Genomic DNA, 26,542 nt, shown 5'->3' with positions numbered 1-26,542 from the left:
GTCATGGCTGAGCGGCCGTTCGCGCCGAGCGCGCCCGAACTCGTCCTGGAGACCGCCACGGGCTCGACGGTGATGGCCCCGGGCCGCGACTACCACGTGGGCCGCGACCCGCTGAGCGACATCGTCATCGACGACGCCCGGGTCAGCTGGCACCACGCCGTGCTGCGCCCCGCGGACGGGCACTGGACGATCGAGGACGAACACAGCACCAACGGCACCTATGCGGACGGCCGCCGCGTGGAGCACCGGGACGTGGGCGCCGGCAGCGTCATCCGCTTCGGCAGCCCCGCCGACGGCCCCCGCGCCGAACTCCTCACCCGGACGCGCCCACCACCAAAACGCCCGTCCGCCGTGGCGAACCCGGCGGGCACCGGCACCTACCGGCAGCCCACCACCGTACGGCCGCTGCCCACCCGCACCGTCCGCATCGGCCGCGCCCCCGACAACGACCTCGTCGTGGACGACCTGGTCGTCTCCCGCCGCCACGCCGCACTGCGCGCCCTGGCGGACGGCACGTACGAGATCGCCGACCTCGGCAGCCACAACGGCACCTACCTCAACGGCCGGCCCGTCACCGCCGCCCCCATCGGCCCCGGCGACATCGTCGGCATCGGCCACTCCGCGTTCTGCCTCGTCGGCGACACCCTCCAGCAGTACGTCGACACCGGCGAGATCTCCCTCGACGTACAGGACCTCACCGTCGCCGTGGACCGCGGGCGCAAGACGCTGCTCGACCACGTGTCGTTCCCCGTGGGGGAGAGGTGCCTGCTCGCCGTCGTCGGCCCGAGCGGCGCCGGCAAGTCCACCCTGCTCGGCGCACTCACCGGCCAGCGTCCCGCCGGCCACGGCACCGTCGTCTACGACGGCCGCGACCTCTACCGCGACTACGCCGAGCTGCGCCAGCGCATCGGACTCGTCCCGCAGGACGACATCCTGCACGCCCAGCTCACCGTCCGCGCCGCCCTCACCTACGCCGCCGAACTGCGCTTCCCGCAGGACACCGCCAAGACCGAGCGCCGCGCCCGCGTCGACGAGGTGATCCGCGAACTCGGCCTGGAACAGCGCGCCGCACAGCCCGTGCACAGTCTGTCCGGCGGGCAGCGCAAACGGGTCAGCGTCGCACTGGAACTGCTCACCAAGCCGTCGCTGCTGTTCCTGGACGAGCCGACCTCCGGCCTCGACCCCGGCATGGACCGCTCGGTGATGCACATGCTGCGCGGCCTCGCCGACGACGCCCGCACCGTCATCGTCGTCACCCACAGCGTCCTCAGCCTCGACGTGTGCGACCGGCTGCTCGTCCTGGCACCCGGCGGCCAGGTCGCCTACTACGGCCCGCCCGCGGAGGCCCTCGAGTTCTTCGCCTTCGAGCAGTGGCCGGAGGCGTTCGAGGCGTTCGAGCGGGACGCCGCCCGCGACTGGGCGGGCGACTACGCCCAGTCGCCGCAGCACCGCCGGTACGTGGCCGACGCCTCGGCGCAGCCCGACCTGCCGTCCCCCGGACCCGTCGTCGTCGCCCCGCCGCCCCGGCCCCGCAGCCGCGCCGCCCAACTCGGCACGCTGGTGCGCCGGTACACCACCGCGCTCGGCGCCGACCGCACCTTCCTCGCCATCATGGTCGCGCTGCCGTTCGTGATGGGCGCCATGGCCCGCGCCCTGGCCGGCGGCGCCCTGACGCGGGAGACGGCGATGAACGCGCTGCTGATCCTCTGCGTCGGCGGCGTACTCACGGGCGCGGCCAACGCCGTACGGGAACTCGTCAAGGAACGGGTGATCTACCAGCGGGAGAGGGCCGTCGGCCTGTCCAGATCCGCGTACCTGCTGTCCAAGGTGGTCGTGCTCGGCGCGATCACCGTGCTCCAGGCCGTGGTGCTCACCCTGGTCGCCCTGCTCGGAGTGGATCTCAACGCCCCAGATGACAGCGGCGTACTGCTGCCACCGCTCGTGGAGATCACCGTCGCCGTCGCGCTGCTCGCGTTCACGGCGATGATGCTCGGCCTGCTGGTGTCCGCGCTGGTGCGCAAGGAGGAGGTCACGATGCCGCTGCTCGTGCTCCTCGCCATCGTCCAGGTGGTGTTCTGCGGCGCCCTGCTGAAGCTGGACGGCGTGCCCGGCCTGGAACAGCTGTCGTGGCTGGTGCCGTCGCGGTGGGCGCTCGGCGCGATGGCCGGCACGGTGGGTCTGGCGCGGACCGTGCCCGGCGAACTGACCGCCGACCCGTTGTTCCGGCACACGGCGGGGGTGTGGCTGCTGAACGTGGGCATGCTGGTCGTGCTGTCGGCCCTCCTCGCCTTCCTGGTCTCGCGGCTGCTGCGGCGGCACGAACCCGCGGTGATGCGGAAGTAGGCGCGCATGACGACCCCCGGCTTCCGGCCCACGCACGTCGTCCCGCCCGACGGCATGCCCGCCTGGGACGCGCCCGACCCGGCCCGCTCCACCGTGCCGCTCGACCCGCTGCTGCCCGTCGAGCTCCTGGAACGCCAGGGCGACTGGGGACATGTCCTGTGCTCCAACGGCTGGTCGGCGTGGGTCGACGGCCGCCTGCTGCTCGCCGTTCCGCAGGACCCGCCCGCCGCCGATGCCCCGCTCGCCCGCACCGCCGACCCGCGCCCGCTGCTGGCCCGCGCCGAACAGGCCCTGACCCGCTACGCCGCCGCCGTCGGGGAACTCGCCTCCGGCGCCCTCGACGGGGAGGCCTTCCGTGCCCGTACCCGCGGCCTGCGCATCGGCGTCGTCGCCGACGGGGAGTCCGTCTGGCTGTACGACAGCGACCACGCCCGCTGGGTGTACACGGACGGCACCCGCCTTCTTCCGTACGCCACGGACGACGGGCCCCGGGCCGAGACCTCGCACGCCGCCGACGGCGGATTCCGCGCCGAGACCCCGGACGGGACGCCCCCGCCGCCGGCCGGTCAGGGGCACGTCCCCACCCGGGTCGTGACGCCCGGCGGTGACCGTGACGGTGGCGGCGACCGCTGATGCCCGACGACACCGGTGGTTTCGCCGGCCGGCCCTCCGAACTGGTGGGGCGGCAGATCGCGGAATACCGCGTCGAGGCCGAGATCGGCCGCGGCGGCATGGCCGTCGTCTACCGGGCCCGCGACCTCCGGCTGGACCGGACGGTCGCCCTCAAGCTGCTCGCCCCCGAGCTCGCCCGCAACGACACCTTCCGGCGCCGCTTCACCCACGAGTCCCGGGTCGCCGCCGCCATCGACCACCCGCACATCGTGCCCGTCTTCGAGGCGGGCGAGACGGACGGCCTCCTGTACATCGCGATGCGCTACGTCGCGGGCAGCGACCTGCGTCATCTCCTCGACCGGCAGGGCCCGCTGCCGCCCGCCGCGGTCGTACGCATCGCCACCCAGGTCGCCTCCGCCCTCGACGCCGCGCACGCCCACGGGCTGGTCCACCGGGACGTGAAACCGGGCAACATCCTCGTGTCGCGCGGCACCGACAGCGACCACCCCGAGCACGTCTACCTCACCGACTTCGGCCTGACGAAGAAGTCCCTGTCACTGACCGGGTTCACCACGGCCGGGCAGTTCGTCGGCACGCTCGACTACGTGGCGCCCGAGCAGATCTCCGGCCGCCCGGTCGACGCCCGCTGCGACGTCTACGCCTTCGCGTGCGTCGTGTACGAAACCCTCGCCGGGCACCCGCCGTTCCGCCGTGACGACGACATGGCCCTGCTGTGGGCACACCAGTACGACGAGCCGCCACCGCTGACGGCTGCCCGGCCCGGGCTGGCCCGGCAGGTCGACGCCGTCTTCGGCCGGGCACTCGCCAAGAGCCCCGACGACCGCCACGACTCCTGCCTGGCCTTCGTCGCCGCCCTGCGCACAGCCCTGACCGGCGCCGCCGCGACGGACCATCCCCGGACGCGCGCCGACCTGAGGGCCACGGCGCCGCCCGACCGCCCGGCGCGTCCACCCCGCTGGGCGGGGCCGGTGTTCCGTTCCGGGGCGTAGGTCACTCGGTGCCGTGCCGTGCCGTGCCGTGCCGTGCCGTGCGGCGGCTCAGCCGTCCGGTTCGGCGGCCACCTCGCCGCGGCGGCGTACCGGGCGCGCCAGCAGACCGCCCAGGAAGCCGGCGGCCAGGCCCCACAGGAGGGCGACGCCGACGGCCGTCCACAGGCGGGGCCGCAGGAACAGGTCGCCGGCCGTCCCGCCGCCGAGGTCGCCGATGCCGAGCACGGACAGGCCGAAGTGCGCGGTGATCCGGGCCATGAGGCAGACCGTCAGCACGGTGAGGGCGAGCGCGGCGGCCAGGTGCACCGCGTGCTGCCACGGGCGCGTACGGGCCGGAGACCGCGTCGCCATCAGGAACCCGGCGGCCGGCACCAGCACCCCGGCGACGACCACGAGCCACCACGCGCGGCCGTCCTGCTCGGCGAGCGTGCCGACGTTCAGAGTCCCGACGTCGGGCACGCGCAGCACCTCGTCCAGCACCCTCGGCATCGGCAGCCCGAACGGGCCCTCCACCCTGCCGTCCCAGGTGGCGCCCAGGCCGAGCGTGAGCGCGAGCCACACCAGGTTCGGCACGCCGAGCAGCAGCACCGCGAAGGTCTCCGCCGGGTGCCCCCGCGTCGCCGCGACGACCAGGCCGACGACGACACCCAGCGCCACGTACGTCAGCAGCAGGACGACCATCGCGTACGCCGCCGGCCGCACCGCCGCCGCGAAGCGCAGCAGCCGGCCGGGCAGCGGGGCGCCGTGGGCCACCAGCATGGCCAGCACCAGGACACCCGCCAGCCACAGCAGCCCGAACAGCAGCGTCGGCGGCACGTCGGCGCGGAACCCGACCCTCGGCGACCCTCCGAACAACTCGCCCACGTCGGCCGCGGCGCCCTCGCCCAAGGACACCTCGAACGTGTGGCGCGCGGCCAGGGCCGTCGCCAGGAGGACCAGGACCCACAGGGCGGCGATCCGCCCCGCCCAGCCCGCCAGCTCCCGCGCGCCCGCGACCGCACGGTGCCGCAGTGGGCGCAGGAAACCCGCCGCGACCACGAGAGCCCCCGTCAGGGTGACCGACAGCGGGATCACGGTCAGCCCGGCCGACGTGCCGGCGAGCCCGCCGACGTCCCCCGACATCTTCACGCCGCCGCCCACCGCCGTCACGAGAGTCGCGGCGACCACCCGCCAGAACGCGTTGCCCGGGAGCCCGCCGGCGCCGGCGGCCCACAGCCCCAGCGCCGCGACCGCGGCCATGGCGACCAGTCCGGCCAGCACGGTGGCGACGGCCTGCGGCCAGCCGTGACGGGCGTCGACGGCCGGCCGGGAGGGGGAGGGCGAGCTCACGCTGCCACGCTAGGCAGCGGCCGCGAGGCGTGCCCGCCGGGCTCCGCCGTCCGCGTCGGCTTGCGGGCGGCACGGGACGCGGGCACACAATGACACTGTTGCGCACGAGGCGGCTGGATCTGTGCGCATCTGCCCGGATCGGATGAGAACACGCGAGGAGCCGCACGGACCCACGCGGGAAGAAGAGCTCGATGAGCGACGAACCGCCGTCATCCGGCAGCCCCACGGGGCCGCCCTCCGGCCCGCTGTCCGGTCCTTCCCGTGGCCCCGGGAGGCCGTCGTCCGAGACGCCGTCGCCCCCGCCCCCCTCGTCGTCCGGACCGCCGTCGCCCCCGCCCCCCTCCGGGCCACCGCCTTCCGGGCCGCCGCCGTCGTCGGGCGGGGCCCGGCGCGGGCCGTCCGGGTCCGGCCCGCCGTGGTGGCGGTCCGTGCCCCGGGTGGCGGCCGTCGTCGCAGCCGTCGTCACGGCCGTCGTCGTCGCCCTGGTGCTCAGCCGCCCCGGCGGCGGCCCGGAGACCGGCGGTGAGATCTTCCTCCAGCCGGCGGGCAAGTCCGGCCCCGACCCGTTCACCGCATCGACGGCCAAGAACGCCTCGGCGCCGCCCGCCACCCCGCCCCCGACGGCCACGTCGCCCTCCGCGAACGCGGTGCGCGGCGTGGACGGCGCAACCCCCGGCCTCTACGGCGGCACGCGCGACGTGGCCAGTTGCGACGTCGAGAAGCAGATCAGGGCCCTGCGCGCCACCCCGGCGAAGAACGAGGCGTTCGCCTCCGTCGCCCGTGTCGCGCCCTCCGGCGTACCGGCCCATCTGCGTTCCCTCACCCCCGTGCGACTGCGCGTGGACACCCGCGTCACCAATCACGGATACCGCGACGGTGCCGCCACCGGCTACCAGGCCGTCCTCCAGGCGGGCACCGCCGTGCTCATCGACGACCACGGCGAGCCCCGGGTGCGCTGCGCCTGCGGCAATCCGCTGACCCCGCCCGTCGCCCAGCAGGGCACCCCGCGCCGGACCGGCGACTCCTGGCCGTCGTACGACCCGTCGAACGTCGTCGCCGTCTCCCCGGCGAAGCAGCCCGTGGAGTCCTTCGTCGTGTACGACGCCGAGCACGGCGCCTGGTTCACCCGGCACCGGAGCGACACCGGACACAGGGACCGAGAGACCGTGCCCCCCGCCCGGCCCACCCCGTCGGCGGGTGTCACCCCACCGTCCTCGCCGGCCACCCGGGACGACGGGACCTCCCCGCCGGCCGACCGAACTGCCACCCCGGAGCCGCCCGCTTCCCGGCCCGAGTCGCCCGGCGCGCCGACGTCCGAGCCACCTCCGCCTCAGGACTCGCCGCCCGGTTCCGGACCCGCGCCCGGCACGCCCCCGTAGTCGGCACCCGTCTCCGGCGAGCAGCAGCCCGACACCTCCTCCCCGGCGGCATGACGGTCCGGTTCGGCGGCCGGGGGCCGTGTGCGCCGGGACCGGTCCGCCGCGACGGGCGCCGCCTCAGCCCTTGAGGACGACCAGGGCGTAGTCGCCGAGTCCGAGGAGCCGGCGCGGCGACACCTCGCCGAGGGTCGTGAAGACCGCCTCGACACGACCGGTGACCTGGTCGAACGCCACGTCCAGAACCGTGCCGTACCGGTCACCCGCGTCGGTGAGGATCCGCCGGTGAAGGATGTCGTGGTGCGGCGGCGCCGGGCCGGGGAAGTGAAGGGAGCCCACGACCACACCCTCGGGACCGAAGGACCGCAGCACCGGCCAGGGCAGGACCAGCTTCCCGAACACGCCCGCGCGGACCCGCAGATGCGTCACCCGTGCGGAGGCCGCGTCGACGGTCAGCGCCCGCAGCACACCCACCTCGGTCAGCTCGGCCTGCCCGTCCGGCCCCCGCACGGGCAGGCCGCCCACCTGCGAGAACAGCATCACGACGGCGAGTCCTTCCGCGACTGGTGGAACGCGGCAACCCGCACGGCGAAGGACGCCAGGTCGTCCGCCGTGAAACGGCGCACGCCGGACTCCACCAGCAGAGTCCGCCCGGACATGGCGACCGCCCCGCCGCGCGGCAGGTAGACCGCACGCCGCCGGTGCCCGGACAGCGCCGCGAACAGCCGCTGTCCGCGCACCGCCACACGGAATCCCACGACCCGGCCGCTCGTGCCGCCCGCCACGATCACGTCGAGCACCGTGCCGACCTCGTCGCCGTCGTGCGTACGCACCCGCGCGCCGACGATCCGGCCCCGCAGCGGCCCGCCGTACGCGGCGACGACGTCCGGGCGCACCAGCTGCCGGAGGTCGCCGATCATGACCGCGTCGTGGCCCAGTGAGTGCACCGCCGACCACGGCAGTCCGTGCTCGAGCGAGCCGGACAGCAGGCCGAGGCCGCTCAGCGTGAACCCCGCGATCCGCTCGGCGCGGCCGTCGAACACGGCCTCCCTGATGTGCGCGACGGCGTCCCCGGCAAGGGTGACCGCCGGGCGGGTCGGCAGGCTTCGCGCGGCCATGAGCTCGTCCATCGCAGGCCCTTCCCACCGGGCCGGCGCGCCCGTGTCCCGCCACGACGACGCAGGTCCGGGGCCGGTCCTGGTGCTTTCCGGGTGCCCCGCGCGGATGCGAAGATGCCCCCGGGGGCAGGCTCGTCCGCAAGGTGGAGACTGCCCGGGCCCTCACGGGGTACGAGCAGAAGTGCAGCAGTGTCCGGCCAGGCCGGCTTCCGAGAGAGAACCGTATGACCCAGCACGTGGGCGGGACAGTGATACCGACTGGTTTCGACGTGCCCGTGGAACCGCTTCGGCGCGCGGCGCACTACACCGGGGAGCCCGGGAGCATCGCCGAGGCGCGCGCCTTCGCGGCGCAGTTCCTCGACCAGCTCAGGACCGAGTGGTGCGCCACCGTCGACAAACGGAGCGAGGACGAGGTGCTCCTCGTGGTGAGCGAACTCGTCACCAACGCCGACCGGCACAGCAACGGCCCGTACATCCTGGAACTGGAGGGCACCGACGCCGCGGTGACGGTCCTCGTCTACGACAGCAGCGCCGCCCTGCCGCGGCGGTTCCCGCGCGACCCCGAGCGGATCGGCATGCACGGCCTGGAGATCGTCCACGCGCTGACCCGGCAGCTCGCCGTGGAACGGGTTCCGGTGGGCAAGCGGGTGTGCGCCACGCTGGAGTTCGCGGGCTGAGTCGGCGAGCCGAGTGTCGTCCGGCAGGACATCCGGAGGACGACCGGCCGGCCCGCGAGCGCGCTCCCGCGCCTCGGTCCCGTCCGTACGCGGCCGACCGTCGTCCGGCACCCGGCCGGTCAGGAAGAGGAAGTGGACCTGCCGGCCTCGCGCTGCACGCGTCGCGGGTACCCGCGAGCCCTTCGCACACCGGAAAGCGCACCCCCGGCACGGCGCCCCACCAGAAGGAGCCACCGGAGGCGCCGACGTGGGACGGCGCGGCGCGAGAAGGCGCGACGTGGGACGGCGCGGCGCGAGAAGGCGCGACGTGGGACGACGCGGCGCGAGAAGGCCGAACACGTCGGCGCGGGAAAGCGCCGGGCGCAGCCGCACGCCGACGGCGGCCCGCCCGACGCGGCTCCTCAGGCGCAGCCCAGTTCGCCCAGCAGGCCCTCGCGCAGCCGGGTGATCAGCCGCTTGATCAGCCGCGACACGTGCATCTGCGAGCAGCCGAGCCGTTCGCCGATCTCCGCCTGGGTGGCCTCCTCCACGAACCGCAGGTGGATGATCTGCCGGTCCCGTTCGCCGAGCTCGGCCATCAGCGGCGCCAGCGAGTGGACGTCCTCCACGAGCCGCAGCCCGTCCTCCTCCACACCGATGAAGTCGGCGAGGACGGCCTCGCCGGTCTCCGGTCCGTCGCCGGTCAGCGCGGCGTCCAGCGACGAGGAGTTGTAGCCGTTGGCGGCGATCTGCGCCTCCACGACCTCGTTCTCGGAGATGCTGAGCAGCGTGGCCAGTTCGGCGACCGTCGGTTCGCGGTCCAGCCGACTGGCGAGTTCCTCCCGGGCCTTGGCCAGCTCGACGCGCAGTTCCTGCAGCCGGCGCGGCACGTGCACGGCCCAGGTGGTGTCACGGAAGAAACGCTTGATCTCGCCGACGATGTACGGCAGCGCGAACGACGTGAACTCCACCTCGCGCGCCAGCTCGAACCGGTCGATCGCCTTGATCAGACCGATCATGCCGGTCTGGACGATGTCCTCCATGTCGTAGCCGCGGCCCCGGAACCGGCCCGCGGCGAACCGCACCAGGGACATGTTCATCTCGATCAGCGTGTTGCGCGCGTACTGGTACTCGTACGTGCCCTCCTCGACCTCCGCCAGCCGACGGAAGAACAGACGGGACAACTCCCGCGCGTCACGCGGCGCCACGGCCCTCGGGTCCTCGATTCCCGGCAGCCCGCCGTCTTCCGTCCTGGTTCCGGCGCCCTTGCCCGCGCCTCGTACCTGCGGCCGGATCACGGCGGTGTCCATTGCCTCTCCCTACGAAAATGCTCGGCGACGACGTCGGCCCCGGGTGGTTCCCACCAGCCCGGGTACCCCGGCTTCGCGGCCACATGCCCCCCGATTCCGCAGCGACCAGGGGGACATGCGCCGTGCGCCGTGCTTCACCCAGGGCGGAACGCACGTCCATGTCCCCCGGATACCAGGACTTCTACGCTTGAGGGGTGAGCAACCAAGCGACGAACCACGCCCGCGTCATCCCGCTGCGCCCGGCCTCCTCCGAGCCGCGGTCGCCCGAGCAGAGGTCACCCGCCCCGCCGCGCCCCAGGCCCTCGGCCCCCGCCCCGAAGGAACCCCTCTGGCGCGACCTGGTGGGCGACGTCCTGCGCCAGGAACGCCTCGCCCAGGAACGCACGCTGAAGGACGTCGCCGACGCCGCCCGTATCTCCATGCCGTACCTGTCGGAGGTGGAGCGGGGCCGCAAGGAAGCCTCGTCGGAGGTCCTCGCGGCCGCCGCCCGCGCCCTCGGCCTGGGCCTCGGCGACCTGCTGGAGCGGGCGCACGGCGAACTCGCCCGGACCACCGCACGGCACACGGCCGGTGGCCGATCCCTGTCCGCCCCGCGCCACGGCGGACTCTGCCTGGCCGCCTGACGACCCACCCGGCCGGCGCCTCGAACGGCTCGTCGGGCGTCGGCCCCCGCATCCTCAGAGGATCGTCGGCGCCGACCCCCACCCCAGCCGGTCAATGGGCGCCGGCTCCGTCTCCTCTGACGGCGGGCAGGGTCGTCGGCTCCGTCTCCTCTGACGGTCACCAGGCGACGGCTCCGTCCTCCCTGACGGCCGGCGGGCGCCGTCTCGTCCTTCTCAGGCGGGCAGCAGGCGCCGGCTCAAGACCTCGTCGGCCAGCCCGTACGCCACCGCCTCCTGGGCGGTGAACACCTTGTCGCGGTCCATGTCCGCGCGCAGCGTCGCCATGTCGTGGTCCGTGTGCCGCGACAGCACCTCCTCCACCTGGGAGCGTATCCGCACCAACTCCTTGGCCTGCAGCGCGAGGTCGGACACCGTGCCCTGCCGGCCCCCGCTGGCGGGCTGTCCGAGCAGCACGCGTGCGTGCTCCAGCACGAACCGCCGCCCAGGGTCCCCGCCGGCCAGCAGCACGGCCGCCGTGGACGCCGCCTGCCCCACGCAGAACGTCGAGATCGGCGCCCGTACGAACGTCATCGTGTCGTAGATCGCCATGAGTGACGTGAACGAGCCGCCGGGGGAGTTGATGTAGATCGCGATCTCGCTCTCCGGTGCCGACGACTCCAGGTGGAGGAGCTGCGCGATGACGACGTTGGCGACGCCGTCGTCGATCTCGGTGCCGAGGAAGATGATCCGCTCCGCCAGCAGCCGGCTGAACACGTCGTAGGACCGCTCGCCCTGCGGGGTGCGCTCGACGACGTTCGGGATCGTGTACGTCCCCATGGCTACAGCCCCATCCTGCGTCGTGAGGCGGCCGGACGGACGTCCGTGAAGGACTCCACGACCCGGTCCACCATGCCGTACTCCCTGGCCTGCTCGGCCGTGAACCAGCGGTCCCGGTCGCCGTCCCGGGAGATGGTCTCCGGGCTCTGCCCGGTGTGCTCGGCGGTGATCCGCTCGATGGTCCGCTTGGTGAACTCCAGGTTCTCCGCCTGGATCTCCACGTCGGCCGTGGTGCCGCCGATGCCCGCGGACGGCTGGTGCATCATGATCCGCGCGTGCGGCAGGACGTACCGCTTGCCGGGCGCGCCCACGCTCAGCAGGAACTGCCCCATGCTGGCGGCGAATCCCATGGCGAGCGTGGAGACGTCGTTCGGGATGAGCCGCATCGTGTCGTAGATCGCCAGGCCCGCGTGCACCGAGCCGCCCGGGCTGTTGATGTACAGGGCGATGTCCGTGCGCGGGTCCTCCGCCGACAGGATCAGCAGCTGGGCGCAGACCCGGTTGGCGGACACCTCGTCCACCTGCGTGCCCAGCAGCACGATGCGCTGCGCGAGCAACTGGGCCGCCAGGTGGTCGTCGAACCGGGTCGGAGGGGTGTCGCCCTCCTCCGCCCGGGGCAGCGGGGCCGGCACCGTACCGGCCGTGAATGGAGACATCGGCGCTCCTTGTCGCGTCGGGGAGTGGAGAGGTGTGGAGGGTGCTCGCGGCGCCGTGCCCGGCGTCGCGTTCTCCACGTTCTCCACTTTCGGCCCGATGCGGCCCCGGCCGGGGGTTTCTCGGCCCGCGGCAGATTCGCCGACAGCAGAGCGGCGGCGGAGCGGCCCCCGCGCGCACCCGGTCCGTACTCGCTCGGGCGGCGCACCGCACCTCCGGAAGAGCGCCCGTACGCCGCCGGTCGGCAGGCCGGGTTCCTCCGGCGCGGCGCAGTCACCACCCCGGTCGCACTCCGCCGCCGCACGGTCGATCGCCACCTCGGGCGGCTCCCGCCGGTCCGGTCGAGCCGTCGTACAGGCCGCCCTGGTCGCGCCGCGGGACGGCCGGACGGAGGACGGACGGCGCCTGTTGCCCGCGGCGAGGTCCTGGCCGTGATGCCGGTGCGGTGGGTGGTTGATACACCTGAATTGTCCTGCGGCCGGTCGATGAGTTCCGCGCCGCGCACCGGTCGACACAGATGACGACCGTGCTCCACGTCACGCCCTCTGGGAGGCAGACATGACCACCGACGGATTCACCACGTGTCTCTGGTTCGACGACCAGGCCGAGGAAGCCGCGCACTACTACGTGTCCCTGTTCAAGAACTCCGGCATCGGCAGCACCACCCACTACGGAGAGGGCGCCCCGCGCCCGGCGGGCTCCGTGCTGACCGTGGAATTCACGGCCAACGGCCAGAGGTTCGTCGCGCTGAACGGCGGCCCGGAATTCACCTTCAACGAGGCCGTCTCCTTCCAGATCCTGTGTCCGGACCAGAAGGAGGTGGACTTCTACTGGAGCAGGCTCACCGAGGACGGCGGTACGCCCGGCCCGTGCGGCTGGCTGAAGGACAAGTACGGCCTGTCCTGGCAGGTCGTGCCGACCCGGCTGATGGAGATGATCGGCGACCCCGACCCGCAGAAGGCGTCCCGCGCCACCGGGGCGATGATGTCGATGGGCAAGCTCGACATCGCGGAGCTCGAGAGGGCGTACGCGGGGGAGTAGGGCGGGGGAGCACGGGCGTGTGGCGCCGATCGCTCCGGGCCGACGACCAGGCCGTTCGGGTGGTTCGCCGCCCGCACGGCCTGCGGGGCGCGGGCTTCCCGGTCTTCGACGGCACGACGACCGGGGGGCGGGATGCCGAAGACGGCCGGTGTGCGCCGAAAGGGTGACCGGCCGAGGGCCGGAGGGCCTGCCCGCGCATGGCATGATCGGGATCATGCGTGAACGTGTGGTGGCCGCGTGCGACGGGGCTTCGAAGGGAAATCCGGGTCCGGCGGGCTGGGCCTGGGTCGTCACCGACAGTTCCGAGACCCCGGACCGCTGGGAGGCGGGACCGCTCGGCCGGGCCACCAACAACGTCGCGGAACTCACCGCCCTGGAGCGGCTGCTCGCGGCGGTCGACCCGGCCGTGCCGCTGGAGGTCCGGATGGACTCCCAGTACGCCATGAAGGCCGTCACCACCTGGCTGCCCGGCTGGAAGCGCAACGGCTGGAAGACGTCCGCCGGCAAGCCGGTCGCCAACCAGGACCTCGTCGTCCGTATCGACGAACTGCTCGGCGGGCGCTCGGTCGAGTTCCGCTACGTTCCCGCCCACCAGGTCGACGGCGACCGGCTCAACGACTTCGCCGACCGCGCCGCGAGCCGGGCGGCGAGCAGCCAGGAAGCCGCGGGCAGCGCCCTCGGCTCCCCGGAGCCGCCGCCCGCCCCGGACGTCCCGGCGAAGAGTCCGCGCAGCCGGCCGGCCGCGGCGCGCGGCGGAAGCTCCGCGCGTACGGGCGCGAGCTCCTCGCGCACGATCAAGGCGAAGTTCCCCGGCCGCTGCCTGTGCGGCCGGGGCTACGCGGCCGGCGAGCCCATCGCGAAGAACGCACAGGGCTGGGGTCACCCGGAGTGCCGGACCGCGGACGCCTGACCGGCCGGCCCACCTCACCGAGCGGGGCAGACCGGCCGGGGACGGTCAGACGACCGCGCCGCGCCAGCCACCGGACTCCTGGCCGCGCTGCTCGATGAACTGCTTGAAGCGCGCCAGGTCGCCCTTGGTCTGCCGCTTCACGAAACCGAGCTTGTCGCCGACCTTGTCGGTGGCGTTCTCGGGCTGGAAGGCCATCTGCAGCATCACCTTCGTGCGGCCGTCGTCGAGGCGGTGGAAGGTGACCACCCCCGCCTGCTTCGCCTCCCCGGAGACCGTGGTCCAGGCGACCCTCTCGTCCGGGATCTGCTCCGTGATCTCCGCGTCGAACTCCCGGTGGACGCCGTTCACGTTCGTCACCCAGTGCGTCAGCGTGTCCGAGCGCTGCTCGATGCGTTCGACGCCTCCCATGAACTCGGGGAACGTCTCGAACTGGGTCCACTGGTTGTAGGCGGTGTGCACCGGCACGCCGACCTCGATGGATTCCTCGACCTGCGACACAGCGCGTCTCCTCCTTCATCGGTGTCCTGCGTGGTCCGCACGTCCTGTTCCGGACGTCCTGCGAACGCGTCCGGCGCGGGTACCCGTGACCCGCCGCCCGAATCGCCGTGGACGGCTGACGGCCGGTGACCTCTCCCGGTGTTAACCTGCGCTCAATATGGCTGTATTGAGGGATATTTAGGGGTATGCGTGAAGGTCGTCTGTGTCGGCGGCGGGCCCGCCGGGCTGTACCTGGCCATCCTGCTCAAACGGCAGGACCCGTCCCACGACATCACCGTCCACGAACGCGACCCGGAGGGCTCCACCTACGGCTGGGGCGTCACGTACTGGCGTGGACTGCTCGACAGACTCGGCGCCCACGACCCCGCCTCGGCCCGCGCGCTCGCCGAGGCGTCCGTCCGCTGGAGCGAAGGCGTCGCCCACGTACGCGACCTGATTACCCGTCACCCCGGGGACGAGGGCTTCGGCATCGGACGCCACCGGCTCCTCGGACTCCTCGCCGCGCGCGCCCGCGCACTCGGCGTCCGCCTGGAGCACGAGCGGGACACCGGCCCCGAAGACCTGCCCGCCGACGCCGACCTCGTGGTCGCCGCGGACGGGGTGCACAGCGCGCTGCGCACCCGCCACGCCGGCCACTTCGGCACCCGGATCACCGTCGGCCGCAACCGCTACATCTGGCTCGGCACCAGCAAGGTCTTCGACGCCTTCACCTTCGCCTTCACCGAGACCGAGCACGGCTGGATCTGGTGCTACGGCTACGGCTACGGACCCGACCGCAGCACCTGCGTCGTCGAATGCGCCCCCGAGACCTGGAGCGGCCTCGGCCTCGACCGCGCCCCCGAGGCCGACGGACTGGCCCTGCTGGAGCAGCTCTTCGCCGACGTCCTCGACGGCCACCCCCTCATCGCCCGCTCCGGCGACATCCGCGCCCGGTGGCTGAACTTCCGCACCCTCACCAACCGCACCTGGCACCGCGGCAACCTCGTCCTGATCGGCGACGCCGCCCACACCACGCACTACTCCATCGGGGCCGGCACCACCCTCGCCCTGGAGGACGCCCTCTCCCTCGCCGGCGCGCTCCGCGACCACGCCACGCTGCCGCAGGCCCTCGCCGCCTACGAACGACAGCGCATCCAGGCCCTGCTGCCCGTCCAGAGCGCCGCCCGTTACAGCGCCCAGTGGTACGAGAACCTCACGCGGTACATCGGCCTGCCCCCGGAGCGCATGTTCGCGCTGCTCGGCCAGCGCCACTCGCCCCTCCTGCCGCACGTACCACCCCAGCTGTACTACCGCCTCGACCGCGCGACCGGGCAGGTGGAGGCACTGCGCCGCCTCAAGCGCTGGCTCGGGCCGAGGATCGCCCGCACCGTGCACGCCCGGACCCCCGCCGTCCGCGACGGATCGGGGGCGCTTCACCCGGGCGAGGGCGCGCCCGGCCGCGTCGGCGGGAGCGGTTCCACGCCCTCGCGCACCGGGTGACAGACTGACGGCATGGACGAGCGCACATTCGACAGGTCGGGTCAGCACGCCTCCGTCGTCGGACTCGGCACCTGGCAGCTGGGAGCCGACTGGGGAGACGTCGACGACAAGGAGGCCCTGGCGGTACTGGAGGCCGCGGCCGAGTCCGGCGTCACCTTCTTCGACACCGCCGACGTCTACGGCGACGGCCGCAGCGAGCAGACCATCGCCGCGTTCCTGAGCGGCAGGCCCGATCTGCACGTCATGGTCGCCACCAAGATGGGCCGCCGCGTCGACCAGGTCCCCGAGAACTACGTCCTCGACAACTTCCGCGCCTGGAACGACCGTTCGCGGCGCAACCTCGGTGTCGACCGCATCGACCTCGTACAACTGCACTGCCCGCCCACCGCCGTGTACTCCACGGACGAGGTGTTCGACGCCCTCGACACCCTGGTCGAGGAGGAGCGCGTCGCCGCCTACGGCGTCAGCGTCGAGACCTGCGCCGAGGCACTGACCGCCATCGCCCGGCCGCACGTGGCCAGTGTGCAGATCATCCTCAACCCGTTCCGCATGAAGCCGCTGCGCGAGGTGCTCCCGGCCGCGCGCGAGGCGGGCGTCGGCATCATCGCGCGCGTGCCGCTCGCCTCGGGCCTGCTGTCCGGCAAGTACACCAGGGACACCGTCTTCGCCTCGAACGACCACCGCACGTACAACCGGCGCGGAGAGGCCTTCGACCAGGGCGAGACGTTCTCCGGCGTCGACTACGAGACGGGTGTCGAGGCCGCCGCCGAGTTCGCCGCCCTCGCACCCGAGGGCTGCACCCCGGCCCAGCTGGCGCTGCGGTGGATCATCGGGCAGCCCGGCGTGACCACCGTCATCCCCGGCGCCCGCTCGCCCGAGCAGGCCCGCGCCAATGCCGCCGCCGCGGGGCTCCCGGCGCTGTCGCGGGAGACACTCACCGCGATCGGCGGCCTGTACGAACGGCGGATCAAGGACCAGGTGGAGAGCCGCTGGTAGACGGCGTCCGCAGGACCGCGCCACCGCGGGTCGTGCCGCTTCCGCCGGACCGGGGAAGCCACCGGCCGTCGACAGGACACGTTCTCGCGCCCACGGGGAACCCGGGGACGAACAACGACCCAGTCGCCGGACCCGGGAGGCAATGTGACGGACGCGCACGCGGGCGGGGTTATGCGCAGAGGACGCGACGAGACGGAGGAGGAGCGGGCGGACCGCATGTGGCAGGAGCTCATCCAGGAGGTCCGCGTGGCCCAGATGGGCGTGCAGATCCTGTTCGGCTTCCTGCTCACCGTGGTGTTCACCCCGAAGTACGCGACGCTGGAGCACACCGACCGGACGATCTACATCGTCACCGTCGTGCTGGGAGCGGCGGCCACCGGGGCGCTCATCGGGCCCGTGTCCCTGCACCGGCTGGTCTCGGGGCGGCGTGTGAAACCGCAGGCTGTCGCCTGGGCCTCGCGGCTGACGTTCGTCGGTCTTGTGCTGCTGCTGGCCACGACTGCGGCCTCGCTGCTGCTGATCCTGCGCGTCGCCACCCACGACGGCGCGGTGCCCTGGCTCGTGACGGGCGTGGTGGCGTGGTACCTGCTGTGCTGGTTCGTCCTGCCGCTGTGGACCCGCCACCGGTACACGACCCGCTGATACCCGCGCCAGGGGCGCGGCCGGTCACCGCACCGGCCGCGCCCCTCTGGCTGCTTTCCCGCCCGTCCCTTTCAGCTGCCCGCGAGCAGGTCCGCGAGGAAGTCGTCGATCCGTACCCTCTCCCGCCCCGGCGGGACGATCCCGTGGGTGCGGTGCAGGAACGCCGAGAGCGCCGGGGCCCACCAGAACACCAGGGCGTGCTGCCGGCTGCCGTCGGAGCGGGTGTCGCCGAGCAGTTCCATGCGCAGCTCCTTCCACACGCCGCGCGAGACGGGACGCAGCCGTACGTCGCCCTCCCCGACCGGCCGGCGCAGTCCCTCGCGCAGCATGTCCCGGTCCAGCCGCCAGTCGGCGAGCACCCGGCCGTCGTGGCTGAACACGGCGGTCACGGCGAACGGGTCGGCGGCGTCGTAGGTCAGATGGGCGAGCACCGGAAAACGGTCCGTGTCGCCCGCCTGGAGCTGAGCCACCAGGGTCTTGTGCACGAAGGAGTTCATAGCGGGCCCTCCCCGGAATACGGACTGGACCAACCCAGTACCCGCTGAAAGCGAAATCGCGCCTCGCCCGAGGAATTTCCCCGGGCGCCGCCCTCGGGCCGTCCGACGCCGGCTGCCGGTCTCCGGGCGGCCGGTCCCGTCACGTCCGGGGTGCGCCGGGCCGGTGTCGTCCAGGTCGTGCGGTCCGCCGTCCGTCAGGCGAACGCGTCCCGCAGCGCCGGCAGCAGTGTCTTCTCCGACCAGTCCAGGAACGCCGGCTGCGACTCGCCGCCGATCTGCACGAGGGCGATCTCGGTGAACCCGGCGTCCGCGTACGGGCGCACCGCCGCCACGAAGGCCTCCGGGTCGGCGCCGCACGGGATGGCGGAGGCGACGTCGTCCTCCGTGACGAACCGGGTGGCCGCCTCGAAGGAATCCGGGTGCGGCAGCTCGGAGTTGACCTTCCAGCCGCTGCCGAACCAGCGGAACTGGGAGTGCGCGCGCCGGACGGCCGTGTCGCGGTCGGGGTCGTAGCACACCGGCAGCTGGCCGATACGCGGCTTGCCCCCGCCTCCGGCCCGGTCGAACGCCTCGAGGAGCTCCGGCTCCGGCTCGGTCGCGATCACCAGGTCCGCGAGCCGGCCCGCGAGCGTGCAGGAGCGTCCCCCGGACACGGCGATGCCGAGGGGCGGCGGCCGGTCCGGCAGGTCCCACAGCCGGGCCGACTCCACGTCGAAGTGCGTGCCGCGGTGATTGACGTGCCCGCCCTCGAACAGGGCGCGGATGATCCCGACGGCCTCCTCGAGCATCTCGTGCCGTACGTCCACGGACGGCCAGCCGCCGCCGACCACGTGCTCGTTGAGGTTCTCGCCCGAACCGAGCCCCAGCCGGAACCGCCCCTCCGAGAGCAACTGCACCGTCGCGGCCTTCTGCGCCACGACCGCGGGGTGGTAGCGCATCGTCGGGCACGTCACGTACGACATCAGCGGGATGCGGGACGTGGCGTGCGCCGCCGCGCCCAGCACGCTCCACGCGTACGGCGAGTGCCCCTGGGAGCGTAGCCACGGGAAGTAGTGGTCCGAGGTCACGGAGAAGTCGAAGCCCACCTCCTCGGCCCGCACCACATGGTCGACGAGCTCGCGGGGACCGGCCTGCTCGGTCATCATCGTGTATCCGATTTGCACCATAGGTCGCGAGTCCCCGGCTCGGGGGTGCGGGAAACGGCATGCCGCCCCGGTCGCTCGGCCGCCCTGGTCGCTCGCCGTTCAGCGTGCCGAGGCAGGAAAGCCCGCGGCGCCGGAAGGCCCGCGGCTACAGAGGGTCTGCGGCTCCAGAGGGTCGGCGGCGGCCGGAGGGCCCGCGGTGCTGGAGGGTCCGAGGCGCTGGAGGGTCCGCGGCGCAGGACCTGGCGGCGGACGGGGAGCGGGCGGCGGACGGGGAGCGGGCGGCGGACGGAACGCACGCCTCGGAACCACGCGTCCCGCCCTGCCGCCCTCGAGCCGGAAGCCGACGCGTCTTCCCACGGCGCGGCGGTCCTCAGCGGAGGTCGAAGCGCTCCGCCCAGGCGGCCATGTCGGCGGTGGATACGTTCCCGCCGCACACCACCAGCCCGATCCGTGCCCCGTCACCGACCCGCTCCACCACCTGCCGCGCGGCGGGCAGCAGACAGCCGGCGGCCGGCTCGGTCCACACCTTGGCGTGCTCGGCCAGATCCAGCGACCCCCGCACGGCCTCCCGGTCCGGCACCACCAGCACCTCGCGGACCAGCGCGGCCACATGGTCGTACGTCAGTCGCGAGACCGACGGCGCGCTGAGCGTCGACACGACGGACGACAGCTCGACCGGAAGCGGACCGCCCGCCGCCAACGCCCGCGACATCGCCTCGGCGCCCTCGGTCTCCACGCCCCAGATCCGCACGTCCGGCCGAAGGTCGTGCAGCGCCGCCGCGACTCCGGCGATCAGGCCGCCGCCCCCGATGCTCACCAGGACGTCGGTCAGCTCCCCGGCGTCCTCGGCGAATTCCATCCCGACCGTGCCCTGGCCCGCGATCACCACCGGGTCGTCGAACGGGTGGACCAGTGTCAGGCCCTCGTCGCGCAGCCGCGTCACGAGCGCGAACGCGCTGTCCATACCGTCGGTCAGCCGCACCGACGCGCCCGCGGACTCGGCGATCCGCACGGCCCGCGCGGGCGCCGTACGCGGCATGACCACCGTGGCCTTCACCTCCAGCGCGGCGGACATCTCCGCGACGGCGATGCCGTGGTTGCCGCCGCTGACCGCCACGACACCGGCGGCCCGCTCCGCCTCGCTCAGCGACAGCAGCTTCGCCGTCGCGCCCCGCGACTTGAACGAACCGGTCCGCTGGAGCAGCTCCAGCTTCGCCGTGACAGGGACGCCGAGCAGCGCCGACAGGCCGGGACTCGGCACGGTCGGGGTGCGGACGATGTACCCGGAGATCTGCTCCGCCGCGGCCACGACGTCGGACATACCGATCAAGACAGTCACCTTCACCTTTCCGGCGCGGAGCGGTCGCGCGCGCCGCTTCGAACCCTGACCCGTGGCACGGCCCTGGTCAACTCCGGCGGGGGGCGCTCACAGGTCGCGCCCGACCAGGTAGTCCAGCAGTTCCCGCAGCTCGGCCGCGGGGCCCGCCGGCAGCGGCACCCCGTCGAGCGCGGCCTCCACGGCGTCGGACCGGCGGCGCGCCTCGGCCAGGGCCGCGGCCCGGCCGCCCGCCTCCTCGATCAGCCGGGCCGCCTCCTCGAAGCGAGGGCCCGCGTCCTCGGACCCGGCGCCCGCCTCCAGCAGCGCGGTGATGCGGCGCGGCGCCGCGCCGGGGGCGCCGAGCGCCAGCAGCACCGGGAACGTCTTCTTCCGCTCCCGCAGATCGCCGTGCACGGGCTTGCCGGTGACGGCCGGATCGCCCCAGATGCCGAGGACGTCGTCGACGAGCTGGAAGGCCACGCCGAGATGCCGCCCGGCCCGGTCGAGGGCGGCCACCGTCGCGGGCGGCGCGCCTCCGAGGACCGCACCGAGCCCCACCGCGCAGCCCAGCAGCGCGCCCGTCTTGTGCTCGGCCGTCTTCCGGTACTCCTCGGGACGCACCCGCTCCGGCCCCGTCCAGGGCCGCGTGGCGAACAACAGGTCCGCCGCCTGCCCGCGCACCAGGTCGCCCAGGGCCGCCGACAGCAGCCGCAGGCCGTGCGGACCGGCCTGCGTCGCGGCGAGCGTCTCCACGGCCAGCGCGAACAGCGCGTCGCCCGCGAGAACGGCGGGGCCGGTGCCGTAGGCCCGCCACACGGCCGGGCGGTGCCGCCGGTCCGTGTCGCCGTCCATGATGTCGTCGTGCAGCAGCGAGAACGCGTGCACCAGTTCCACGGCGACGGCGGCCGGGACCCCGGCCCGCGCCGGTGCGCCCGCGGCCTCGGCCCCCAGTACGGAGAGCGCCTGCCGTACCCCCTTGCCGCCGGGCGCGTCGACGGGCGCCCCACCGACCTCGCACCAGCCGAAGGAGTACGCGGCCATCTCCCCGACCCACGGGTGCAGACGTCTCACGGCCTCCTCCAGCGCGGGCCGTACGAGTCCGCGGCAGCGGGACAGGAGACGAGGGGCGGCCACCGGCACCGGGGAGGGCGACGCGACGGCGCTGCGAGCGCTCACCGGCCGGCCTCGGCGACGCTCGTGCCGACGGTGCCCGGTTCCCCGGCCCCGGCGGGAACGGGGGACGGTTCCGCGGCCCTGGCGGGAACGGGGGACGGTTCCGCGGCGGCCGCGGGGGCCGGGGCCGCGGCGCCGGCGGAAGAAGCCGAGGCGTCGGCGGCCGAAGACGTCGCAGCGCCTGCCGCAGAGGCCGGAGCGTCTGCCGCAGAGGCCACGGCACCGGCGTAGGACTGCCCGCCGACGGGGCCCGGTCCGACGGGCGCGGGGTGCGCGCGGTTCGGCTCCCGGGGGAGGGATCCGGTATCCCCGGGGCGGTCGTGCCGGGGCTCCACGACCGCCGTGGCGGGATCCCGTCCGGCGGCGTCCCCGTCGGCCGGTGCCGGTGCCGGGGTGTCGTGGTTCTCGGCGGCCGGGTCCGGGGCCGGGCTGTCGGTGTCCCCGGCCGCCGGCGCATCGGCCAGGCCGAACTCCTCCTGCGCCCGCGTCACCATCTCCCGCGCGTGGCGCAGACCTATCCGCTCCAACGTGCGGGCCAGATCCGCCAGTTCCGTGGCGGTCTCCGTCCGGTCATGGCCGAGATGGGCGCGGGACTTGGCCAGGCCGAGGCGGGACAGGGCCTCGCCGCGCGGCTCGCTCATCGCGCGGAACTCCTCCAGCGCGCGCCCGTACAGGTCACGCGCTTCGGCGTACCGGCCGGCCCGGTACAGCACATTGCCCCGCATCTTGTGGTTGTAGGCCAGCGCGCTCGACAGCCGCATCGCCCGGCACGTCTCCTCCGCCTCGGACAGCAGCTCCAGCGCACGCCCGGTGTCGCCGTCCCGCACGGACACCACGTCGGCCAGCCCGCGCAACGCCCACGCGTGACCGCGCCGGTCGTCCGCCCGCACCGCGATCCGGGCCGCCTCCTCGAACAACGCGTACGCGCTGTCGTACGCGCCGGTGTTGCGGTGGATCTGCGCGATGCCCTCCAGCGCCCACACCGTGTGCCGGGCCTCCCCGCGACGCCTGGCCTCCGCGAGCAACTGCTCGTGCAGGCGGCCCACGGCCTCGTAGTCACCCTGGATGCGCCCGGTTTCCGCCAGGCCCGCCAGCGAGTAGCCGCGCACCACGACGTCGCCGCCGCGCTCCCCGAGCTCGGCCGCGAGCCCCAGCAGCCGTCTGGCCAGCGCGAACGCGCCGCGCTGCCGGGCGAGTGTGCCGCCGCTCCACATCGCCCACGCCATCGCGGCGACGTCCCCGGCCGTGCGGGCCGCCCGGTAGCTCGCCTTCCATGCCCGGTCCGCCTCCTCGATCCGGCCCAGCCGGCGGTACGCCTCGGCCACCGCGAGCCCGGCGCGTGCCGCCTCGTCGTGCCGCCCGGCCCGTTCCGCGGCCCTCAACTGCTCGGTCCCCGCGGCCAGTACGTCGGTCAGGGAGGAGTTCACGGACAGGGAGGTGAGGGCGCCCTGGTACTCGGGAGCGAATGCCTTGCCGTACATCGATGCCTTTCGGTCCATATACGCGCTGTGTATACACGGTGTGTATAGCGCGTCGAAAACCCGCCCCGGCCCCCGACGGGGACCAGGGCGTCGCCTGTTGTCGGTCAAGACGTCACGGTGGCGGACCGGGTTGCCTGTGAGGCGCAGATCACGTGCCGGGGCCCCGGCACCGAGAGCCAGGTGCCAGGGCCACCGGGACCCGGTTGCCGCGCCCCGGGATGTTCAGTGCTGCTGCGGTTTCTGCGGGGTGGCCTCGCTCGGCCGTACCACCACGTGTCCCTCGCCGGACAGCATCAGTTGCACCGCCTCCCCGGAACCGCCGCGCAGCATCGACCCTATGGACTGCGACCGGTGCAGCGACGTCTGGAGCCCCGTCGTCCAGCCGACCACCGCGTCCGTGTCGACGTACACCGGGTACTGCGCCGACACCGGGAACACCAGCGGGTCGCCGTCGCACATCAGGCCCAGCCTGCCGTGCCCGCTGAACACGCTGTTGAACAGGCCGCCCCCGGTGATGCCGGCGCCCTTCACCGTCGAGATCCGGTACGACAACGACGCGTCGAAGCACAGGACGTTGCGGCCGTTGACGGTGAACTCGTCGCCCGGCTCGACATCGACGACGAAGCAGTTCTGCGCCTCGTGCGCGAACCAGGCCTCGCCCTGCCCGCGGACCGCCATCAGCGGCAGCCCCTCGCCGGTGACGGCACGCTTGAGCATGCCGCCCACGCCCTGACTTTTGCGCTCGAACTGCAGAGCGCCGCGGTGGGCGACCATCGCGCCCTGCCTGGCGAGCATCTCCCCGTTCACCACGTACCTGATGCACTTGCCGTTCTCCACGCTCATGCCGGGCGCCGAGGCCGGCCGGACCATGTGCTCGCTGGAAAAGAGGTCACCTTTCATGCAGGCATCGTGTCCCGGACGACCCCGTTCCGTCACGCCTTCGGCCGGGCGGACGGCCGTCGGCCCCTCAGCCCCGGGTCGCCGGTCCCGTAGGCCCGCGCCCCCTCGACGGCCCGCCACCGGTCTGTGACATCGTCCCGCGAGCAGTACCGGCTGCCGACCCCGAGGAATCGACAGCGGAAATTGGACAAGAAGAGACAGGAGAGACAGGAGAGTCAGGAGAGGTCGACCACGTGAGGTCGGCCACGAGAGAAAGCGGGAGAGGCACGGATGACCGACCGAGCGGCGGCCGCACCCACCCGCCCGGGCACTCCGGGCGTACGGGCGGCACGGATCGTACGAGGATGCCGGGCGACGGGCGGTGTGCTGCTGCTGGCCGCCACCGTCCAGTGCGCCCCGGCCCACGGCCTCACCAAGGGCTCCGCCCACCCCCGGGACGTGGTCACGTGGGCGGCGGGCGCCCAGCAACTCGGGGAGGGCGTGCCCGGACGCGGATACCGGCTCGTCGTGCACACCAGCGTCGGCGGAACCGCGCCGCGCGTCAGGCTCTCCAACGCCCACGGCCGGCGGCCGGTGACCTTCGACAGCGTGTACGCGGGACTCCGCGAGCGCGGCCCCGAGCTGGCCCGCGGCACCAACCGGCGCCTCACCTTCGACGGCGAACGGTCCGTCACGGTGCCGGCCGGCGGAAGTGCCCTGAGCGACCCGGCACGCCTCGCCGTGCCCGCCGCGGCCGACCTCGCCGTCAGCTTCCACTCGCCGGACGCGGGCGGTCCGGCGACCGGCCACTGGCTGGCCATGCAGACCTCCTACGTGACCCGGGGCGACCACGGCGCCGAGGAGAGCGGGGCCCACTGGGGGCGGACGACGTACTCCTGGTTCCACCTCGACGCGGTGTCCGTACGCCCCACACCGCGCACCGGTGCCGTGGCCGTCCTCGGCGACTCCCTCACCGACGGCTGGCGCTCCACGACCGACACCAACCGCCGCTGGCCGGACCTCCTCGCCGAACGGCTGCGCCGGGCCCACTCGGCGGTGCGGGGCGTCGCCAACGAGGGCATCGCCGGCGGCAAGGTCCTCTCGGACGGTGCAGGACCCGGCACCCTGAACCGGCTGGGGCGCGACGTACTGTCCCAGCCGGGCGTGCGCACCGTGTTCCTCTTCCAGGGCATCAACGACATCAAGTACCGCCCCGGCGTCACGGCGCCCGAGCTCCTCGCCGGCTACCGGGAGATCGTCACGCGCGCACACGCGGCCGGGAAGTGCGTCGTGGGCGCCACCCTCGCCCCGTTCAAGGGCTGGACGGAGTGGACCCCGGCGGCCGAGGCCGTACGCCAGGACGTCAACCGCGCGATCCGCCGGGGCGGACTGTTCGACGCGGTCGCCGACGCCGATCACGCCCTGCGCGACCCCCGCCGCCCGTGGCACCTCAGGCCCGCCTACAACAGCGGTGACCACCTCCACGTCAACGACCGGGGCATGCACGCCCTGGCAGACGCCGTTCCCCTCGAGTCCCTCTCCTGCGGGCGGCGCCCCGGCGCGGGCTGAGAGGGCCGGAGACGTCCTCGCGACCGGTTTCGTCCGGCCGCCATCCGCCGGCACGGCGCCGGCGGCAACCGGCTTTCGTCGCCGGACTTCCGCCGGTGACCCCGCCCGGTCCTCCGGGGACATGGCGGCAGGTCGGGGAAGACTGGCCGGAGCACGCCGGTGACATATCGGGAGGTAGCGGCATGACGGGCGCGATCACGGCGGGGGTCGACGGAACGGACGAGTCGGTCGCGGCGCTGGGCTGGGCCGCGCGCGAGGCGGTCCGCCGCGGCCTGGCGCTGCGCGTCGTGCACGCCTGGCGGTTCCAGCAGTACGACACGATCGGCTCCGTCGACCGCGACAGCCAGGAGCGGGGCGCGCTCGGCCTCGCCGAGGAGGCCGCCCGGACCGTCGCCGCACGCCACCCGGACCTGGACGTGAGCACCGCGGCGCCGGAGGGCGTACCCGCCGACACGCTGGCCGGGGCCGCGGCGGACACCGAGATGCTGGTGATCGGCTCGCGCGGCCACGGCAGGGTCGTCGGGTTCCTGCTCGGCTCCGTCGGCCGGCAGGTCGTCGCCGGGGCCACCCGGCCCGTGGTGCTGGTACGATCAGGCGACCGGCCGAGCGACGAGGCCGCGGGCCGGGAGATCGTCGTGGGCCAGCAGGGCGAGCCGGACGACAGCGCCCCCGCCCTGCGGTTCGCGTTCGAGACGGCCGCCGCCCGTAGCGTCACCGTGCGCGTCGTACGGGCCTGGAACCTGCCGCCGCTGTTCGCCTACAGCCCGGGCTCGATGAAGATCCTGGACGAGGCCGGCGGGCTCGTGCCGTACGAGGAGTCGGCGCTGGCCGAGGCGGTGCGGCCGTGGCGGGAACGCTTCCCGGCCGTCCCCGTCGTGGAGCACCTGGAGATGGGCAGCGCGGGCCAGGTGCTGCTGTCGGTGGTGGGCACCGCGCAGCTGACGGTCGTCGGCCGCCGCGCGCACCGCAGCGCCGTCGGCGCCAGGATCGGCTCCGTCGCGTACGGGATGCTGCATCACGCGGAGTGCCCGGTGGCGGTCGTCCCGCACGCCGCTTGAGCAGCCGCG

The 26,542-nt window shown here is 73.9% G+C and carries 25 protein-coding genes and 1 pseudogene; 13 read left to right on the top strand and 13 right to left on the bottom strand.

The genetic code is table 11. The features are described 5' to 3' along the window. Nucleotides 1-3 precede the first annotated feature (3 nt). The 3 genes from ABZ354_RS11710 to ABZ354_RS11700 are packed head-to-tail and all read left to right on the top strand — an operon-like array spanning nt 4 to nt 3,965. A complete protein-coding gene (locus ABZ354_RS11710) occupies nt 4-2,343 on the top strand; it encodes an FHA domain-containing protein (protein ID WP_358655514.1) in 2,340 nt (779 codons plus the stop codon). A 6-nt stretch (nt 2,344-2,349) separates the two neighbouring features. Then, entirely contained in the window at nt 2,350-2,976 is a 627-nt protein-coding gene (locus ABZ354_RS11705) for a hypothetical protein (protein ID WP_358655512.1), read from the top strand. Continuing rightward, nucleotides 2,976-3,965, top strand: coding sequence for a serine/threonine-protein kinase (locus ABZ354_RS11700; RefSeq protein ID WP_358655510.1), 990 nt, complete (start codon nt 2,976-2,978; stop codon nt 3,963-3,965). Before ABZ354_RS11705 ends, ABZ354_RS11700 begins: the two co-directional genes overlap by 1 nt. Before the next feature lie 48 nt (nt 3,966-4,013). Here the strand turns inward: ABZ354_RS11700 and ABZ354_RS11695 are convergent, their stop codons facing one another. Further along, nucleotides 4,014-5,294 (bottom strand): streptophobe family protein, encoded by a 1,281-nt coding sequence (locus ABZ354_RS11695; RefSeq protein WP_358655508.1) that lies wholly within the window; start codon nt 5,292-5,294, stop codon nt 4,014-4,016. A gap of 191 nt (nt 5,295-5,485) precedes the next feature. On the opposite strand from ABZ354_RS11695, the gene ABZ354_RS11690 reads away from it, so the two are divergent. Next, nucleotides 5,486-6,673: a DUF6777 domain-containing protein gene (locus ABZ354_RS11690; protein ID WP_358655506.1), complete on the top strand. Its 1,188-nt coding sequence runs from the start codon at nt 5,486-5,488 to the stop codon at nt 6,671-6,673. Between the two features lie 117 nt (nt 6,674-6,790). On the opposite strand, the gene ABZ354_RS11685 is transcribed toward ABZ354_RS11690, so the two are convergent. Together ABZ354_RS11685 and ABZ354_RS11680 are read right to left on the bottom strand one after the other, a co-directional pair. Next, the gene (locus tag ABZ354_RS11685; protein ID WP_358655819.1) at nt 6,791-7,210 is read right to left on the bottom strand and encodes a PRC-barrel domain-containing protein; all 420 of its coding nucleotides are present in this window, start codon (nt 7,208-7,210) and stop codon (nt 6,791-6,793) included. Further along, nucleotides 7,210-7,800, bottom strand: coding sequence for a PRC-barrel domain-containing protein (locus tag ABZ354_RS11680; protein WP_358655504.1), 591 nt, complete (start codon nt 7,798-7,800; stop codon nt 7,210-7,212). Before ABZ354_RS11680 ends, ABZ354_RS11685 begins: the two co-directional genes overlap by 1 nt. A 212-nt stretch (nt 7,801-8,012) precedes the next feature. Between ABZ354_RS11680 and ABZ354_RS11675 the strand changes: the two genes are divergently transcribed. Then, a complete protein-coding gene (locus ABZ354_RS11675; protein ID WP_358655503.1) occupies nt 8,013-8,465 on the top strand; it encodes an ATP-binding protein in 453 nt (150 codons plus the stop codon). A 401-nt stretch (nt 8,466-8,866) separates the two neighbouring features. Here the strand turns inward: ABZ354_RS11675 and ABZ354_RS11670 are convergent, their stop codons facing one another. Next, the gene (locus tag ABZ354_RS11670) at nt 8,867-9,754 is read right to left on the bottom strand and encodes an RNA polymerase sigma factor SigF (protein ID WP_358655501.1); all 888 of its coding nucleotides are present in this window, start codon (nt 9,752-9,754) and stop codon (nt 8,867-8,869) included. A 194-nt stretch (nt 9,755-9,948) separates the two neighbouring features. Here ABZ354_RS11670 and ABZ354_RS11665 point away from each other — a divergent pair, with 194 nt between their 5' ends. Beyond that, a complete protein-coding gene (locus ABZ354_RS11665) occupies nt 9,949-10,377 on the top strand; it encodes a helix-turn-helix transcriptional regulator (protein ID WP_358655499.1) in 429 nt (142 codons plus the stop codon). A gap of 213 nt (nt 10,378-10,590) precedes the next feature. Here ABZ354_RS11665 and ABZ354_RS11660 read toward each other — a convergent pair whose 3' ends face one another. Beyond that, the gene (locus tag ABZ354_RS11660) at nt 10,591-11,193 is read right to left on the bottom strand and encodes an ATP-dependent Clp protease proteolytic subunit (protein ID WP_358655497.1); all 603 of its coding nucleotides are present in this window, start codon (nt 11,191-11,193) and stop codon (nt 10,591-10,593) included. A 2-nt stretch (nt 11,194-11,195) separates the two neighbouring features. Beyond that, complete coding sequence (locus tag ABZ354_RS11655) at nt 11,196-11,849, bottom strand: ATP-dependent Clp protease proteolytic subunit (RefSeq protein WP_358655495.1); 654 nt, start codon at nt 11,847-11,849, stop codon at nt 11,196-11,198. A gap of 556 nt (nt 11,850-12,405) precedes the next feature. On the opposite strand from ABZ354_RS11655, the gene ABZ354_RS11650 reads away from it, so the two are divergent. Together ABZ354_RS11650 and ABZ354_RS11645 are read left to right on the top strand one after the other, a co-directional pair. Next, the gene (locus tag ABZ354_RS11650) at nt 12,406-12,888 is read left to right on the top strand and encodes a VOC family protein (RefSeq protein ID WP_358655493.1); all 483 of its coding nucleotides are present in this window, start codon (nt 12,406-12,408) and stop codon (nt 12,886-12,888) included. 202 nt (nt 12,889-13,090) lie between these two features. After that, nucleotides 13,091-13,798: a ribonuclease H gene (locus ABZ354_RS11645; RefSeq protein ID WP_358655491.1), complete on the top strand. Its 708-nt coding sequence runs from the start codon at nt 13,091-13,093 to the stop codon at nt 13,796-13,798. A gap of 45 nt (nt 13,799-13,843) precedes the next feature. On the opposite strand, the gene ABZ354_RS11640 is transcribed toward ABZ354_RS11645, so the two are convergent. After that, entirely contained in the window at nt 13,844-14,296 is a 453-nt protein-coding gene (locus ABZ354_RS11640; RefSeq protein ID WP_358655489.1) for an SRPBCC family protein, read from the bottom strand. 189 nt (nt 14,297-14,485) lie between these two features. On the opposite strand from ABZ354_RS11640, the gene ABZ354_RS11635 reads away from it, so the two are divergent. From ABZ354_RS11635 to ABZ354_RS11625, 3 genes are all read left to right on the top strand, one after another. Beyond that, nucleotides 14,486-15,775, top strand: a complete 1,290-nt coding sequence (locus ABZ354_RS11635) for an FAD-dependent monooxygenase (protein ID WP_358655487.1) — start codon at nt 14,486-14,488, stop codon at nt 15,773-15,775. 12 nt (nt 15,776-15,787) lie between these two features. Continuing rightward, nucleotides 15,788-16,771 (top strand): aldo/keto reductase, encoded by a 984-nt coding sequence (locus ABZ354_RS11630; RefSeq protein WP_358655485.1) that lies wholly within the window; start codon nt 15,788-15,790, stop codon nt 16,769-16,771. Nucleotides 16,772-16,942: 171 nt separating this feature from the next. Next, entirely contained in the window at nt 16,943-17,413 is a 471-nt protein-coding gene (locus ABZ354_RS11625) for a DUF6328 family protein (protein WP_358655817.1), read from the top strand. 71 nt (nt 17,414-17,484) lie between these two features. On the opposite strand, the gene ABZ354_RS11620 is transcribed toward ABZ354_RS11625, so the two are convergent. The 6 genes and pseudogenes from ABZ354_RS11620 to ABZ354_RS11595 form a co-directional block, all read right to left on the bottom strand. Continuing rightward, the gene (locus ABZ354_RS11620; protein ID WP_358655483.1) at nt 17,485-17,910 is read right to left on the bottom strand and encodes an SsgA family sporulation/cell division regulator; all 426 of its coding nucleotides are present in this window, start codon (nt 17,908-17,910) and stop codon (nt 17,485-17,487) included. Between the two features lie 194 nt (nt 17,911-18,104). Then, on the bottom strand, nt 18,105-19,076 hold the full coding sequence (locus ABZ354_RS11615) for an LLM class F420-dependent oxidoreductase (RefSeq protein ID WP_358655481.1): 972 nt from the start codon (nt 19,074-19,076) through the stop codon (nt 18,105-18,107). A gap of 349 nt (nt 19,077-19,425) precedes the next feature. Next, nucleotides 19,426-20,385 carry a threonine/serine dehydratase gene (locus tag ABZ354_RS11610; RefSeq protein ID WP_358655480.1) on the bottom strand — a complete coding sequence of 320 codons (960 nt, stop codon included), beginning with the start codon at nt 20,383-20,385 and terminating at the stop codon, nt 19,426-19,428. Between the two features lie 96 nt (nt 20,386-20,481). Further along, complete coding sequence (locus tag ABZ354_RS11605) at nt 20,482-21,549, bottom strand: polyprenyl synthetase family protein (protein WP_358655478.1); 1,068 nt, start codon at nt 21,547-21,549, stop codon at nt 20,482-20,484. 458 nt (nt 21,550-22,007) lie between these two features. Then, nucleotides 22,008-23,027: pseudogene (locus ABZ354_RS11600) on the bottom strand (tetratricopeptide repeat protein); the annotation flags it as partial. Between the two features lie 222 nt (nt 23,028-23,249). After that, nucleotides 23,250-23,927 (bottom strand): AIM24 family protein, encoded by a 678-nt coding sequence (locus ABZ354_RS11595; RefSeq protein ID WP_358655476.1) that lies wholly within the window; start codon nt 23,925-23,927, stop codon nt 23,250-23,252. Nucleotides 23,928-24,197: 270 nt separating this feature from the next. On the opposite strand from ABZ354_RS11595, the gene ABZ354_RS11590 reads away from it, so the two are divergent. Continuing rightward, entirely contained in the window at nt 24,198-25,475 is a 1,278-nt protein-coding gene (locus ABZ354_RS11590; protein ID WP_358655474.1) for an SGNH/GDSL hydrolase family protein, read from the top strand. Nucleotides 25,476-25,657: 182 nt separating this feature from the next. Further along, nucleotides 25,658-26,533: a universal stress protein gene (locus ABZ354_RS11585; protein ID WP_358655472.1), complete on the top strand. Its 876-nt coding sequence runs from the start codon at nt 25,658-25,660 to the stop codon at nt 26,531-26,533. Nucleotides 26,534-26,542: the final 9 nt, after the last annotated feature.

This window comes from Streptomyces sp. NPDC005925 (assembly GCF_040638805.1).
Lineage (GTDB): Bacteria > Actinomycetota > Actinomycetes > Streptomycetales > Streptomycetaceae > Streptomyces.
The sequence above is the reverse complement of the archived record's forward strand: the minus strand, read 5'-3'. Positions and strand labels throughout refer to the sequence as shown.